The organism is Burkholderia sp. HI4860 (assembly GCF_002223045.2).
GTDB lineage: Bacteria > Pseudomonadota > Gammaproteobacteria > Burkholderiales > Burkholderiaceae > Burkholderia.
In genome coordinates, this window is record NZ_NKFO02000001.1 from 1,535,317 (window position 1) to 1,550,503 (window position 15,187).

At 62.8% G+C, this 15,187-nt stretch carries 10 protein-coding genes and 1 pseudogene; 8 read left to right on the plus strand and 3 right to left on the minus strand.

All coding sequences use genetic code 11. The annotated features are described in order from the left end of the window. Positions 1 to 3: 3 nt before the first annotated feature. From CFB34_RS06865 to CFB34_RS06900, 8 genes are all read left to right on the plus strand, one after another. Positions 4 to 1,929: a (Fe-S)-binding protein gene (locus tag CFB34_RS06865; RefSeq protein WP_089441769.1), complete on the plus strand. Its 1,926-nt coding sequence runs from the start codon at positions 4 to 6 to the stop codon at positions 1,927 to 1,929. Positions 1,930 to 1,933: 4 nt separating this feature from the next. Then, positions 1,934 to 3,103: an electron transfer flavoprotein subunit alpha/FixB family protein gene (locus CFB34_RS06870; protein WP_089441770.1), complete on the plus strand. Its 1,170-nt coding sequence runs from the start codon at positions 1,934 to 1,936 to the stop codon at positions 3,101 to 3,103. Continuing rightward, entirely contained in the window at positions 3,100 to 3,885 is a 786-nt protein-coding gene (locus CFB34_RS06875; protein WP_089441771.1) for an electron transfer flavoprotein subunit beta/FixA family protein, read from the plus strand. The genes CFB34_RS06870 and CFB34_RS06875 overlap by 4 nt, the downstream gene beginning before the upstream one ends. 52 nt (positions 3,886 to 3,937) lie before the next feature. Next, a complete protein-coding gene (locus CFB34_RS06880; protein ID WP_089441772.1) occupies positions 3,938 to 5,179 on the plus strand; it encodes an aromatic ring-hydroxylating dioxygenase subunit alpha in 1,242 nt (413 codons plus the stop codon). 29 nt (positions 5,180 to 5,208) lie between these two features. Beyond that, positions 5,209 to 6,363, plus strand: a complete 1,155-nt coding sequence (locus CFB34_RS06885) for a hybrid-cluster NAD(P)-dependent oxidoreductase (RefSeq protein ID WP_089441773.1) — start codon at positions 5,209 to 5,211, stop codon at positions 6,361 to 6,363. Between the two features lie 134 nt (positions 6,364 to 6,497). Further along, the gene (locus tag CFB34_RS06890) at positions 6,498 to 7,361 is read left to right on the plus strand and encodes a glycine betaine ABC transporter substrate-binding protein (protein WP_089441774.1); all 864 of its coding nucleotides are present in this window, start codon (positions 6,498 to 6,500) and stop codon (positions 7,359 to 7,361) included. A 231-nt stretch (positions 7,362 to 7,592) separates the two neighbouring features. Continuing rightward, positions 7,593 to 8,585, plus strand: a complete 993-nt coding sequence (locus tag CFB34_RS06895; RefSeq protein WP_006412423.1) for an IS5-like element ISBmu2 family transposase — start codon at positions 7,593 to 7,595, stop codon at positions 8,583 to 8,585. Between the two features lie 169 nt (positions 8,586 to 8,754). Next, complete coding sequence (locus CFB34_RS06900; protein ID WP_089441775.1) at positions 8,755 to 10,410, plus strand: APC family permease; 1,656 nt, start codon at positions 8,755 to 8,757, stop codon at positions 10,408 to 10,410. Between the two features lie 130 nt (positions 10,411 to 10,540). Here the strand turns inward: CFB34_RS06900 and CFB34_RS06905 are convergent. The 3 genes and pseudogenes from CFB34_RS06905 to CFB34_RS06915 all read right to left on the minus strand — a co-directional run. Further along, positions 10,541 to 11,524, minus strand: a pseudogene (locus CFB34_RS06905) (sel1 repeat family protein); the annotation flags it as partial. Positions 11,525 to 11,782: 258 nt separating this feature from the next. After that, positions 11,783 to 13,099: a sel1 repeat family protein gene (locus CFB34_RS06910; protein WP_179243753.1), complete on the minus strand. Its 1,317-nt coding sequence runs from the start codon at positions 13,097 to 13,099 to the stop codon at positions 11,783 to 11,785. Positions 13,100 to 13,102: 3 nt separating this feature from the next. Then, the gene (locus tag CFB34_RS06915) at positions 13,103 to 15,187 is read right to left on the minus strand and encodes a phosphatidylserine/phosphatidylglycerophosphate/cardiolipin synthase family protein (RefSeq protein ID WP_089441777.1); all 2,085 of its coding nucleotides are present in this window, start codon (positions 15,185 to 15,187) and stop codon (positions 13,103 to 13,105) included.

Below are 15,187 nucleotides of genomic sequence, written 5' to 3' on the forward strand. Positions count from 1 at the left end.
ACGATGAACCCGTCCTTCCTCATTACCGCCCTGTTGTGGCTGTCGGTGGCGGGGCTCGCGTTCGCGGTCGCGAAGCGCTCGTCCTACTGGCGTCTGGGCCGGGCCACCGCGCCCGGTTCGTTCGGCGTCGCGAACCTGTTCGCGATCCCGAAGCGCTACTTCGTCGACCTGCACCACGTGGTCGCCCGTGATCCGTACATCGCGAAGACGCACGTCGCGACGGCCGGCGGCGCAATCGGCGCACTCGCGCTGGTGTTCGTCAACTACGGCCTCGCGATCTACTCGCCGTGGCTCGACAAGCTGATCTTCCTCGCGGCGCTCGCGATGCTGGTCGGCGCGGTGTTCGTGTGGCGCCGGCGCGCGGCCAAGGACGTGCCGGCACGCCTGTCGCGCGGCCCGTGGAATACGCTGCCCTGGCTGCTCGGCTCGTTCGCGCTCGGCCTTGTGCTGTTCATGCTGGTGCCGACCGGCGCGATGTCGGGCGCGTTCGCGGTGCTCTGCGCGGTGCTGATCGGTGTCGGTGCCTTCACGATGACGGTCGGCGCCGCGAAGGGCGGCCCGATGAAGCATGCGATCGCAGGTCTCCTGCACCTGGCCTTCCACCCGCGCCAGGAGCGTTTCGCGGCCACCCGCGACTCGTTCACCGGCAACGGCACGGCCACGCCGCCGACCGCGCTGAAGCTGCCGGACATCGAGCATCAGGAGTACGGCGTCGCGAAGCCGGTCGAATTCCGCTGGAACCAGTTGCTGAGCTTCGACGCGTGCGTGCAGTGCGGCAAGTGCGAAGCCGCGTGCCCCGCGTTCGCGTCGGGCCAGCCGCTGAATCCGAAGAAGCTGATTCAGGATCTCGTGGTCGGGATGGCCGGTGGCACCGATGCGGCCTACGCGGGCAGCCCTTCGCCGGGCATTCCGGTCGGCCAGCATCGCGGCGAGCCGAACGGCCCGATCGTGTCGGGCCTGATCGAAGAGCAGACGCTGTGGTCGTGCACCACCTGCCGCGCGTGCGTGCAGGAGTGCCCGATGCTGATCGAGCACGTCGACGCGATCGTCGACATGCGCCGCAACCGCACGCTCGTGCACGGCACGGTGCCGGGCAAGGGCCAGGAAGTGCTCGCGAACCTGCGCGAGACGGGCACGATGGGCGGCTACGACACGGCCGCGCGCTACGACTGGTCGGTCGACCTGAACGCGCCCGTCGCGCAACCGGGCAAGCCGGTCGACGTGCTGTTCGTCGCGGGTGAAGGCGCGTTCGACATGCGCTACCAGCGCACGCTGCGCGCGTTCGTCACGGTGTTGAACAAGGCGGGCGTTGACTATGCGGTGCTCGGCGCGACCGAGACCGACACGGGCGACGTCGCCCGCCGGCTCGGCGACGAAGCGACGTTCCAGCAGATGGCGAAGCGCCTGATCGGCACGCTCGGCACGCTGTCGTACAAGCAGATCGTGACGGCCGACCCGCACGTGATGCACAGCCTGCGCAACGAATACCGTGCGCTCGGGCTGCGCGTGACGGTCAAGCATCACACGACCTTCCTCGCGGAGCTGGCCGACAGCGGCAAGATCGCGCCGAAGGCCGTCGAAGCGCTGCAGGACAAGCGCACCACGTATCACGATCCGTGCTACCTCGGCCGCTACAACGGCGAGACGGAAGCGCCGCGCAAGCTGCTGAAGACGATCGGCATCCAGGTCGTCGAGATGGAGCGCAACGGCATGCGCGGCCGCTGCTGCGGCGGTGGCGGCGGGGCGCCGCTGACCGACATCCCCGGCAAGCAGCGCATCCCGGACATCCGCATCGCCGACGCCCGCACGATCGGCGCGGACGTGGTCGCGGTTGCCTGCCCGAACTGCACGGCGATGCTGGAAGGCGTCGTGGGCCCGCGCCCCGACGTGCTCGACGTGGCCGAACTCGTTGCCGCCTCGCTGGAGTGAATCGATGAACACGATCAAACGAATCGATCCGCGCCGGCCGTTCATCATCACGGCCGCCGGCCTGAAGCGCATCACGCTCGGCGAGGAAGGCAGCGCCGATGCGAACGCCGTGCACGGGATCGCGCACGGTCATGGCGCGGCGGCTGCGAAGCCGCGCCGCGCGGTGCAGGATCCGAAGCACGTGATGCTGGTGGTCGCGCACGGCGAACGTGGCGCGCTCGACGATCATTCGCGGCAGGCGATCGCCGCCGCCGCATTGCTCGCCGATGCGCAGACCGAAGTCGCGCTGCTGGCGTTCGGCGAACTGAAGGACGACGTGGCCGAACTGGGCGTCGACAAGCTGCTTGAACTCGCCGGCTTCGATCGGCGCGCGTTCGACCCTGAAAGCGAATTGCAAGCGCTGCAGGCCTGCGTGGCGGCGCTTGCGCCGAAACACGTGTTCGTGCCCGACAACGCGACGGGCGACGGCGATCTCGGTCGGCGTTACGCGGCGGCCGCGGGCGCGAGCGTCGCGACGCATGTCGTCGAGATCGACGCGAAGCATGTCGGTGCGTATGCGCACGCCGGGCGCGCGTTTGCCACCCGCGCGCTGCCCGACGTGATCCTGCTCGCGCAGAACGCGGTCGACGCGAAGTTGCCGTTCGTCGGTGCGGGCGAACGCGTGGCTGCCGACTTCATCCGCCCGGCACACGACGCCGCGCAACCGTACCGCGATCTCGGCCTCGACGAAATCGACGCGGCCCAGGTCGCGCTCGAGGAAGCCGACTTCATCGTATCGGCCGGCAACGGCGTGTCCGACATCGGCGCGTTCGAGCGGCTGGCCGGTGCGTTCGGCGCGGCGATCGGCGCAAGCCGCGTTGCGGTCGACAACGGTCACTTCACGCGCGACAAGCAGGTGGGTGCCACCGGCAAGACGGTCGAGGCGAGCGTGTACATCGCGTTCGGCATCTCGGGCGCGGTGCAGCACCTGCAGGGGATCAAGGACTGCCGCCACGTGATCGCGGTGAACCTCGACGGCAGCGCGCCGATCGCGAAGCGCGCGAACCTGACGGTGGTCGGCGACGCGCAGGGCACGATTGCCGCACTGATCGAACAGGTGCAGGCCGCGCGCGCCGCGCGTGGCGAATCGCCGGCCGCGGTCGGCACCCGTGAACCGGAAGGAGTCGCCGCATGAACGCCCCCCGTCCCTTGCAACGCATCGCGGTGCTCGTGTCCGTCGGCCGCCATCCGGTCAGCGGCGTCGCGCGCTACAGCCGCAACGACGCGGCCGCGCTCGAAACCGGCCGCCAGCTCGCGGAGCGGCATCGCGCGAAGCTCGACGTGATCCACGCAGGCGACCCCGCGAATGCGGCGCTTGCCGAATATCTCGCGCTCGGCGCACGGGAGGTCGAGGTGCTGGCCTGCCGCGACGGCGACGACGCCGTGCATGCGCTCGCCGCGCGTGTCGAGGACTACGACCTCGTGCTGACCGGCACGCGCGCCGAGGGCGCGTACGACACCGGCATGCTGCCGTATCGCGTCGCCGCGACGCTCGGCTATCCGCTGGTCGGTTCGGCCGTCGACGTGACGGTCGAAGGCGGTCGCGTGGCCGTCCGGCAATTTTTGCCGAAAGGGCTGCGGCGGCGCGTCGACGCGGCGCTGCCGGCCGTCGTCGCCGTCCATCCGCTCGCCAATGCCGAGCCGCGCTATGCGTATGCGCGGCTGCGCGCCGGCGCGATCCGGCCGGCGCTCGCGGCGCCCGGCGCGGACGCCGACGCGGCCGCGTGGAAGGTCGGCCCGATCGAGCGTAAACCCGTAAAGCTGGTCGCCGCCGAGAAGCGCTCCGGGCATGCCCGGATGCTGTCCGCGACGACGACCGAAAGCCGTGGCGGCAACGTCGTAAATGAAGGGAGTTCGGTCGAAAAAGCACAAGTGATCCTCGCGTATTTGCGCGAGCATCAGCTCATCGACTACTGATTTTGATGCCTGTCGGCAAGAACCCAGGGATGCAAGGAATCCGGAGCAAACGATGAAAGTATCGGCAGACATTCGTGCATTGATCGAGCGGCGCAAGGAAGGCTACAGCCTCGAGGCACCGTTCTACACGAGCGAGGACATCTTCGCGCTCGACATGGAGGCGATTTTCCGCCAGCACTGGATCCAGGTGGCGGTCGAGCCGGACATTCCGGAGCCGGGCGACTACGTGACCGTGGAACTGGGGAGCGATTCGATCCTGATCGTGCGCGACGACGACATGGCGATCCGCGCGTTCCACAACGTGTGCCGTCACCGCGGCGCGCGCCTGTGCAACGAGGACAAAGGCTCGGTCGGCAACATCGTGTGCCCGTACCACAGCTGGACCTACAACCTGACGGGCCAGCTGATGTTCGCCGAGCACATGGGCGAGAAGTTCGACCGCTGCAAGCACAGCCTGAAGTCGGTGCACGTCGAGAACCTCGCGGGCCTGATCTTCGTCTGCCTCGCCGACGAGCCGCCCGCCGACTTCGCGCAGCTGCGCGCCGAGATGGAGCCGTACCTGCTGCCGCACGATCTGCCGAACACGAAGATCGCCGCGCAGGTCGACATCATCGAGGAAGGCAACTGGAAGCTCACGATGGAGAACAACCGCGAGTGCTATCACTGCGTCGCGAACCATCCGGAGCTCACCATCTCGCTGTACGAATACGGCTTCGGCTACCAGCGCTCCGACGCGAACGCCGAAGGCATGGACGCGTTCGCGGAAACCTGCGTGCGGCGCGGCAAGGAGTGGGCCGAGATGGGCCTGCCGTCCGAAGAGATCGAGAAGCTGCTCGACGTGACGGGCTTCCGCACGCAGCGCCTGCCGCTCGATCGCCACGGCGAATCGCAGACGCTCGATGCGAAGGTCGCATCGAAGAAGCTGCTCGGCGGCTTCGACAAGGCCGACCTCGGCGGGCTGTCGTTCTGGACGCAGCCGAACTCGTGGCACCACTTCATGAGCGATCACATCGTGACGTTCTCGGTGATCCCGCTGTCGGCCGGCAAGACGCTGGTGCGCACGAAGTGGCTCGTGCACAAGGACGCGAAGGAAGGCATCGACTACGACGTGAAGAACCTCACGGCCGTGTGGAACGCGACCAACGACCAGGATCGCGCGCTCGTCGAATTCTCGCAGCGCGGCGCGACCAGCAGCGCGTACGAGCCGGGCCCGTATTCGCCGTTCACGGAAGGTCTCGTCGAAAAATTCTCGGCCTGGTACATCGGCCGGCTCGCCGAAAAAACCGGCGCGTAGTACCCAGAAGCGGACAAGCGGAGCAAGACATGATGCGAGATGCGGCCAACTTCGAGCCGACGGACAGCCGGGTCACGCGCCCGGCGTTCTGGAACGCCCTTCCCGAGCGCTGGACGAGCGACGTCGAGGAAACGCTGGTGTGCTGCCACGTGCGGCAGGAAACGCACGACGTGAAGAGTTTCTTCTTCCGTTCGCCGCAGGGCCGCTCGTTCTCGTTCGAGCCCGGGCAGTTCCTCACGCTCGAGCTCGACATCGACGGCGAAACGATCAACCGCTGCTACACGATCTCGTCGTCGCCCGCGCGGCCGCACACGGTGTCGATCACGGTGAAGCGCGTGCCGGGCGGCAAGGTGTCGAACTGGCTGCACGACAACCTGCAGCCGGGCGCCGCGGTGCGCGTGCTCGGCCCGGCCGGCGAATTCACGTGCGCCCGGCATCCGGCGCGCAAGTACCTTTTCCTGTCGGCCGGCTCGGGCGTCACGCCGCTGATGTCGATGAGCCGCGCGCACCATGACCTCGCCGAGGATCGCGACATCCTGTTCGTACACAGCGCACGTACGCCGGACGACATCATCTTCGCGCGCGAGCTCGACCTGATCGCGTCGAACCACACGAACTTCCGCACGTCGTTCGTCGTCGAGCGCGTCGGTGCACGCACCAACTGGCCGGGCGTCACGGGCTTCCTGACGCTGCCGCTGCTGAAGCTGATCGCACCGGATTTCATGGAGCGCGAAATCTTCACGTGCGGCCCCGCGCCGTACATGAAGGCCGTGCGCGACCTGCTCGACGAAGCCGGCTTCGATCGCAAGCAGTATCACGAGGAAAGCTTCTCGTTCGAAACGCTTGCCGAAACCGCAAGCGACGAACTGCTCGCCGATCTCGCGCCACTGGCCGACGGCGCCGACACCGGCACCGAAACGAAGCAATACACGGTCAGCTTCGCGAAGAGCAACCGCGAGATTGCGTGCGGCTCGGAGCAGCACGTGCTGGATGCGGCTCGCCAGTCGGGCGTGCGGCTGCCGGCATCGTGCACGCAGGGCATGTGCGGCACCTGCAAGGTGAAGCTCGTGTCGGGGCAGGTGGAAATGAAGCACAACGGCGGCATCCGCCAGCGCGAGATCGACCAGGGGATGGTGCTGCTGTGCTGCAGCAAGCCGCTGTCGGATCTCGTGATCGACAAGTAGTCGCAACACGCGATCGACTGTCCGGGCGCGTCGCGTCCGGACAAGCATCCGTCGGAAAACAACGATACCGCGGATTTGTGGTTGAAGAACCTAGAGAGACCACGCGCACGGCGCGCATTTCACGGAGATCGACCATGAAGCTGTTCGGAAAATTGTTGTGGACCGGCACCCTGTCGGCAATGGTGGCATTGAGCGCGTCGGCGCTCGCCGATACGAAGCCCACGCTGAAGATCGGTTACGTCGAAGGCTGGGACGACAGCGTGGCGACGTCGAACGTCGCGGCGCGCGTGATCGAGAAGAAGCTCGGCTACGAAGTGAAGCTCGTGCCGGTCGCGGCCGGGATCATGTGGCAGGGCGTCGCGCGCGGCGATCTCGATGCGACGCTGTCCGCGTGGCTGCCGGTCACGCACGGCTCGTACTGGGATGAGTACAAGGCCAAGGTCGTCGATCTCGGCGCGAATTTTCCGGATGCAAAGATCGGCCTGATCGTGCCCGCTTACGTGAAGGCGAAGAGCCTCGACGACCTGAACGCGGAGAAGGGCAGCTTCGGCGGCCGGATCGTCGGCATCGATGCCGGTGCCGGCGTGATGCGCAAGACCGACGACGCGATCAAGAGCTACGGGCTGAACTACACGCTGATGCCGAGCTCGGGCAGCGCGATGACGGCCGAGCTGTCGCGTTCGGTCAATGCGAGCAAGCCGGTCATCGTGACGGGCTGGGCGCCGCACTGGATGTTCGCGAAGTGGAAGCTGCGCTTCCTCGAGGATCCGAAGAAGGTGTTCGGCGGCGCGGAGCACGTCGACAGCGTCGTGAATCCGGGGCTCGAAACGAAGGCGAAGCCGGTGGTCGCGTTCCTGAAGAAATTCCAGTGGAAGCCGGGTGAAATCGACAGCGTGATGCTGGCGATCCAGAACGGCTCGAAGCCGGAAGCGGCAGCCGATGCGTGGATAGCCGCGCACGCGGATCGTGTGAATGCGTGGACGGAAGGCGTGCAGTAAGCCGGCAGTGAATCGCCTCGATAAATAGATGAAGAGACAGTCCGGGAAGGGTCGGTAGTAATGCGAAATAATCGCACTGCGACGCGACCTTATCCCGGAATTATTTTTTTGATTCTGCAGAAAAGAGCGTAAGTTGTTACACTAGGGAAACGCTGATTTATTCGGCTCGGCGGTCATCGCAGACGTAGCCGAGGACGTTTAGAAGACAGCTCACGGAACGGACCCACGACGATGAAGAGGCAGATCGGCTTCGCGGAAGCGGAAATTGCAGGCAAGAAGCGAGTGACGAGGCGCCAACGCTTCCTGGAAGAGATGGAGAAGGTCGTTCCGTGGCAGCGCTTGCTGTCGGCCATCGAACCGCACTATCCGAAGGGCACGCGAGGTCGCCCGCCGATTGGCCTTGAGCGGATGCTGCGAATCTACTTCGTGCAACAGTGGTACGGACTGTCGGACGAAGGACTGGAAGACGCGCTGTATGACAGCATCACGCTGCGAGCCTTCGCCGGCATCGATCTGGCGATCGAGAACGTGCCTGATGCAACCACGCTGTTGAAGTTCCGGCGCCTGCTGATCGAACACGAACTGACACGGAAGTTGTTCGACGAGATTGGCATCTCGCTGTGCGAGCGTGGGCTGATGATGAAGGAAGGCACGCTGGTTGACGCGACGATCATTGAAGCGCCGCCGTCGACCAAGAATGCCGGGAAGAGCCGTGACCCGGAAATGCATCAAACGAAGAAGGGCAACGAATGGCACTTTGGCATGAAAGCCCACATTGGCGTCGACGCCGACTCGGGCCTGATTCACAGTGTGGTTGGCACGGCGGCCAACGTGTCGGATGTATCGCAAGCTCATGCCCTGCTGCACGGGCATGAAGAGCAGGTGTTCGCCGACGCGGGCTACATTGGCGTCGACAAGCGCGAGGAAATGGCGGGCAAGGCCGTGAAGTGGCACGTCGCTGCCAGGCGGGGAAAGATCAAGGCGATGCAAGAAGGAGCGCTGAAGGACCTGGTGATCGCGCTCGAGCGAACCAAGGCGCAGATCCGTTCGCGGGTTGAGCATCCGTTTCATATCGTCAAGAATCTGTTTCAGCATCGCAAGACCCGATACAAGGGCTTGGCCAAGAACACCGCGCAACTGTTCAGCCTGTTCGCTCTGGCGAATCTGGTGATTGCGCGAAATCTGTTGCGATCGGTCCATGGGAGCAGTCCGTCATGCGTATGAAAAATGCGAGCAGGGGAGGCTCGCTTACGCGCCAAATTCACTGAATTGAGCGCCGATTCGCTTCGTCATCCAGAAAATTTGAAGCCATCTCGCCTGCAACTTCGGAAGTTGGTCCATTGATCAGCGTTTCCCTAGCGCCCTTGTGCGGAGTCATCACAGGAGGAATTGGATGAGTCAAGCAGGACTGCGTGCGAATCGCACCAGTGATGTTGAGGCAACCATCTCACATGATTCGCCGGGCCACACGCTGCATCGTGGCCTGACTTGGAAAGACGCTTTTTGGGTAACGAGCGGCGTGCCGGCAGGCGTGCTGTTCACGATCGGCGGCGTATGCGCGACGATCGGCCAGCCCGCGTGGGCGATCTGGATCGCCGCGATCACGATGGGGCTGGTTCAAAGCGCGACTTATGCGGAAATATCGGGGCTATTTCCCCATAAATCGGGCGGCGCGTCCGTGTATGGCGCGATCGGCTGGGTTCGTTACAGCAAGCTGATTGCCCCGGTTTCCGTGTGGTGCAACTGGCTCGCGTGGTCGCCGATGCTCGCGCTCGGCTGCGGCCTCGCGGCGAGCTATGCGCTCACGAGTCTCTTTCCCGCCGACGCGGCGGTGCTGCACTGGCAGCTCAAGGTTGCGGATCTCGGGTTCATCAAGCCCGGTCTGTCCCTGCGGATCAATGCGACGTTCATCATCGCGACGATCCTGCTTCTCATCACGTTCAAGCTTCAGCACAGCGGTGCGTCGAAGGCCGCGCGTACGCAGCGCATTCTCGGCATCGCATCGCTCACGCCGCTGTTGATCGTCGGCATCGTGCCGTTCATCACGGGCGACGTGCCGATGTCGAACCTGCTCCCGCTGCTGCCGCTCGGTCACGACGCGCACGGCAACCTCACGGCCGCGACGTTCGGCTCGTGGAACGGGCAGGGCGTCACGATGGCGCTCGGCGCGATGTTCATGGCCGGCTGGGCGTCGTACGGCTTCGAGACGGCCGTCTGCTACACGCGTGAATTCCGTGACCCGCGTCGCGATACCGCCAAGGCGATCTTCTGGTCGGGCGCGCTGTGCCTCGTCGTGATGACGCTCGTGCCGATGGCGTTCCAGGGCGCGCTCGGCACGCAGGCGATGCTCGATCCGTCGATCGGCGACGGCACCGGCGTCGCGGCTGCGATGGCGAAGATCGTCGGCGGTGGCGCATGGGTTGCGAATGCGGTGGTCGTGATGCTGATGCTGTCGATCCTGCTGATCGTGATGACGTCGATGATGGGCTCGTCGCGCACGCTGTACCAGGCATCGGTCGACGGCTGGCTGCCGAAGTACCTGTCGCACGTGAACGAGCACGGCTCGCCCACGCGCGCGATGTGGACCGATCTCGGCTTCAACCTCGTGTTGCTGATGATGTCGGACTACATGACGGTGCTGTCGATCTCGAACGTCTGCTACATGCTGTTCGTATTCCTGAATCTTCAGTCGGGCTGGATCCACCGGATGGATCGCGGCAACTGGGATCGGCCGTTCCGCTGCCCGACGTGGCTGCTCGTCGGCGGCGCGATCTGCGGTTACGCGAACCTGGTGTATGTCGGTGCAGGCGCGAACCTGCAGGGCGAGGGCACGCTGCGCAATGGGCTGATCGCGATGCTGCTGATCGTGCCGGTGTTCCTGTTCCGCCACTACTGGCAGGATCGTGGCCGCTTTCCGGCGCAGATGCAGCGCGACATGGAACTCGAAGTGCCGAAGCGTGCGATGTGGCTGAACCTGATGCCTTACGTCGCGCTGGTTGGCGCGGGGCTCACGATCTGGTTGTCGTATTACTTTGCTTGGGTGAAGTGAACGTGTAGTGCGAAACGCGACTCTCGGGCCGGACGCGGAAACTGCGCACGGGTCAGGCACGGGAGGCGCAGTGCGCGCGACATGTGCGCTTGACTGTGCCCGGCGCCGCCGAGACTTAGCCCCGAGCGCCGGCGAGCGGCAGCCCCGTTGCCGGATCAAGATGCTTCGCCTTCGCCATTTCGTTGATCATCTCGTCGGAAGGCTTTTGCGGAGGTGTGGCGGCATCTTGTTCTTTCTGCCACTGGAAGCTGCCGTCCCACGGCGGAAGTTTTGCGGGTGGCAGAGGGACGATCTTGTCGATTTCAGGCACCTTCGGATTGCGGCCGTCGTTGCTGTCGATGAATTTTCCGATCACTTGATATCGTCTGGAGCGTTCGGGGTCATGCGAGAGGGCCAGGTAATACAAGGTGTCAGATTTCGCCGGCCCCTGAAACGCATTTTCGAGCGTAAACGCACATTCGGCACTTCCGGCCTCGACACCCTTCTGAAAGGTCTTGAGTGCCTCCGGGTATGACCCGTCGGTCTTCAAGTCCAGGCCGAGCATCATCGCGGCTTTCCCATACCCTTGAGCTGTAGCGCACTCCCGCATCTGCTTCGCAATGACCGGTGCATTGTCCCGTGGTGCGAGTAGTTCCCCAATGTAGTACTGAGCGTCGGGGTTGCCCAGATCGGCAGCTTTTCGGAAGTAATGCAGCGACATCTCGTTGTCTTGCTTCAGACCGTATCCGGCCTCGAGATATTGGCCGATGTCGTAGTAGCCGGCGGGTATGCGTTGCTCGACCAATTGTGAGGCGAGATCAACCGCTTCTTTCGCCGGGTCGGGAGAGTGGGCCAGTTCTTGCGAAATCAGGAGTTGAGCGTTGTCGTTGGCCTTGTAGTGTCCATACGCGGCGGCAATCCGATAGTAACGAACGATATCGTCGAAATCTTTCGGTCCGTTCCGCTTCTGCAGGTATCGAGCGTACTGGAACAATGCATCTGCCTTGGGATCGAGCGAAGGAAGATGGTCGGCGTTGTGTGTGCAGGTAAATGCGAGATTGGCTTGCACGCTGTTGAGATCGGGAAGCGTGGTTGACTCGGGCGCCGGTTTTTCCTTTTTCGTACACGCGCCCATGAGAAGGGCGAATGAAATGCACAGGGCGAGTCTGTTCATCGATCGATCATCGTAGGTACGATTCAGATGCATCCCGACAGGAAGTCCGAAGTGTCGAAGCACTACGGTTGACCGAATCTCATTTCAGATCCCGCATGCCGTTGACGATTGGTTGTTGCATCTGCACTTGACCACGTAGCGCGCGACGAGGTTCCCGAGCCGGAGGCGAGTCCGGTTCGGGAGCCGCGGAGTGTGCCGAATGTGACGCATTCGCGGGTGTCAGGCCTGATCGAGGTACGAGATGAGTCGCCACGCGACCTGCGTCGTCTGCTGGCGCGTACCGATCACGCGATCCAGAAGCGCGAGTGCCCTTGATTCGTGAACGATGATCGAGGGCAGCGTATCGCCCTTCAGAAACCGCCGTTCCGAGTCGCCGGCCTGACCTTCCTTCAGGGTTGCGCACCAGACTCCGTCCTCGGGGCAGCGTTCCCCGGTGCGAGCGACCGTTCCGATCGGCAGTCGCGTCGCGACGGTCACCGGCTGCAGTTCCTCCGAGACTTTGTCCTGGACGCCGGCGAGCGGTAGCCCCGTTGCCGGATCGAGGTGCTTCGCCTTCGCCATTTCGTTGATCATCTCGTCGGAAGGCTTTTGCGGAGGCGTGGCGGCATCTTGCTCTTTCTGCCACTGGAAGCTGCCGTCCCACGGCGGAAGTTTTGCGGGTGGCAGAGGGACGATCTTGTCGATGTCGGGAACCTTCGGATTGCGGCCGTCGTTGCTGTCGATAAATTTTCCGATCAGTTCGTAGCGTCGTGTTCGTTCGGGATCGTTGGACAGGGCCAGGTAATACAGCGCGTCGGATTTAGGCGGCCCCTGAAATGCATGTTCGAGCATGAACGTACTTTGCGAGTCTCCCGACTCGGCACCTTTCTGGAAAGCCTTGAGTGCTTCCTGATAGAAGCCGTCGGTCATCAAGTCCGCGCCAAGCATGTTGGCTGCTTTGCCATTGCCTTGAGCCGTAGCACACTCCCGCATCTGTTTTGCAATGGCCGGTGCATTGTCTCGCGGGGCGAGTAATTCTCCGATGTAGTACTGCGCGTCGGGATTGCCCAGATCGGCGGCCTTTCGGAAGTAGCGCAGTGACATCTCGTTGTCTTGCTTCAAGCCATAACCGGTTTCGAGATAGTGGCCGATATTGTAGTAACCGGCGGGTATGCCTTGCTCGACCAGTTGTGAAGCGAGATCAACCACCTCTTTTTCCGGGGCGGGAGAATGGGCCAGTTCTTGCGAAATCAGGAGTTGAGCGTTGTTGTTCGCCTTGTAGTGACCATACGCTGCCGCTATCCGATAGTAACGGACGATATCGTCGAAGTCTTTCGGTCCGCTTTTCTTTTGCAGGTATCGAGCATACTGAAACAGCTCATCTGCCTTGGGATCGAGCGAAGGGAGATGGTCGGCCTCGTGCGTGCAGGTAAATGCGAGATTGGTGTGCACGCTATTGAGCTCGGGAAGGTGAGGTGACTGGGACACTGGATTTTCCTTTTTTGTACACGCACCCAGGACAAGGGCTAGCGAAATGCACAGGATGAATCTGTTCATCGATCAATCGTCGTAAGTACGGTTATCAGAGGTTCTTTCGAATCGGACGAGCGAGGCAATAGGCTTCATTCCTTTGTTGTTCAACGTCTTGTTGCGATCCAGGATCGTGCCCCACGCTTTGAAGGAACTTGCATAGTCGTCCAGGTCTCCCGCTCCGTTGGTATGAAGCCCCCAAAGCTTCTTTCGCAGCGGCTTCGTGATATCGCTGTTTTCGTGACAAATATTGAGTTCGCTATCGACATTCATGCTTCGGATGTTCACATTCGCGGACCCGAGCGTCATGAATGCGTCGTCGACCGTCATCAGTTTGGCATGGACGTATACCGGCAACCAATTGTCTGGGTGGGAGTCGGGCGCCACGAGCGTACAAATATGTATCTTAAGCCCGGGTACGTCCATGGGGGGCGCATCCGGGCGGATGTTCGCATTGGCGCGCTTTTTCCGCTGCACTTCGTCCAGACCGATCTGAATATCCTGCTGCCGAGACTGGCTCGCCTGATAGTAGTTTGCGGCACCTTGCATCGCCATCCCGTCAAACGGATTCACTCCCTGGGATTGCATTTTTTGTAACGACGCCTGCTCTGCAGCAAGCTGCGACTCCAGCGAGTGCTGCTGCGCGGTGAGCTGGTCATCGACGGCTTTCTGCTGGCCCGTCATGCCTTCCTCACGCTCCAGCAATGCGACGCCCGGCATCGTGTTTCCGTATCCAAGCGAATTCAACATTTGGTACGTTCTCACCGTTCCGTTGCCGACTGCCGCATCGCTGGAGTTCGTAATCACGAACAGATAGATTGGCCCGTCCTGGCCGACATCCCGGCCCCATCGGAGATGCGTGGTCGCGACATTCTTGATTTTCGTTGCGAGTTCCTGCCAGCGGAAATACTGATTCTGGATGAATATGTATTGCGTCGCGTTGTTGATCGCCTGCAGGTACATTTTCCCGATGTCGCGCTTGCCCTTCTGCGATTGCGTGCGCAAAACCTGCGCCCTCACTTTGAGATCGTCAGGTGAGTCAGTGCGGATCTTTTGCTTCCCGGCTTGCCCGGCGCGCAGCTTCGTCAGATTTTGCCCCGTCGCATCGTCCCATGCTTCGCAGAAGTTCTTGTTCAGGTCCTCCAGGATGGGACCCGTTACGCGACTCGATATGTCCTGCCACGGACAGGGGCCATTGCGGCCCGTGCTCGGCGTCTTGGGGTCGTAGTGGTGATCGTCGGTATCCCAGTACTGGTCCAGCATGTTGTGACCCATGACGAAACCGGTGGCCAGATCGGGATCCTCGTAATCGATCAACACCATCTTTTGGTGATGCGTCGGCTCGGAGCCCATGCCTTTGGCCGCGCCGCGTTTCATGGCTGCGTTCCAGTCGGACTTCGAGCCATAGTTCCAGACCCTGCCGATGATTTCGGCGCGTTCGGAAAAGCTGAACCCGCGCGTCGCGATCTCGATGTTGGTCATGGCCTCCTTTCGATGAAGGAACTTGGTCGGCACGTCCGACAGGGACGTGAGCGACTGGACCGCCTTTACCGGGGCCATGACCACGTCATCGACGACGCGATTGGCCAAGGACGCCGATCCGCCTCTCGTAACGTTGTTCAGATTGGCTCGTCTGTACCATTCCGTATCGAACTTGCGCTCTTCCGCTGTCTGGTAGTCGGGTGCCATCAGGGGATGGCTGTCGTACATGTTCTGGCTAAAGCTTTGTTTGAGGCGCGTGATGCCGTCGAAGCCCGGCATGTTGTTTTCGCTCAGTTCGGCCACGTAAAGGTCATCGTGCCAGCACAGCAATCGTACCTTGCAGCCTTCCTTGCCCTTTTGCTCAAGCAGCGCACCAATTCGCATGCCGGAACCGTCACGGCGAAAGTACATGGACGGCTGAAAGCCCCAGCAAACGATGTCGATCGAATGCTTGGCGCCTGCGATGGCATCGTATACAGCCCGAAACGCGGTTTCGCCATTGACCAATGGCCGGAAGGATCCGGACTTTGGACCATATTCCGTGTTTTGCACATACCAGGGGAGGCAGACATTCGCGGCCGATGTCTCGTTCTGAGCGATGGGCGTGGTGATCTTCTGGTTTGGCGTCGCCAT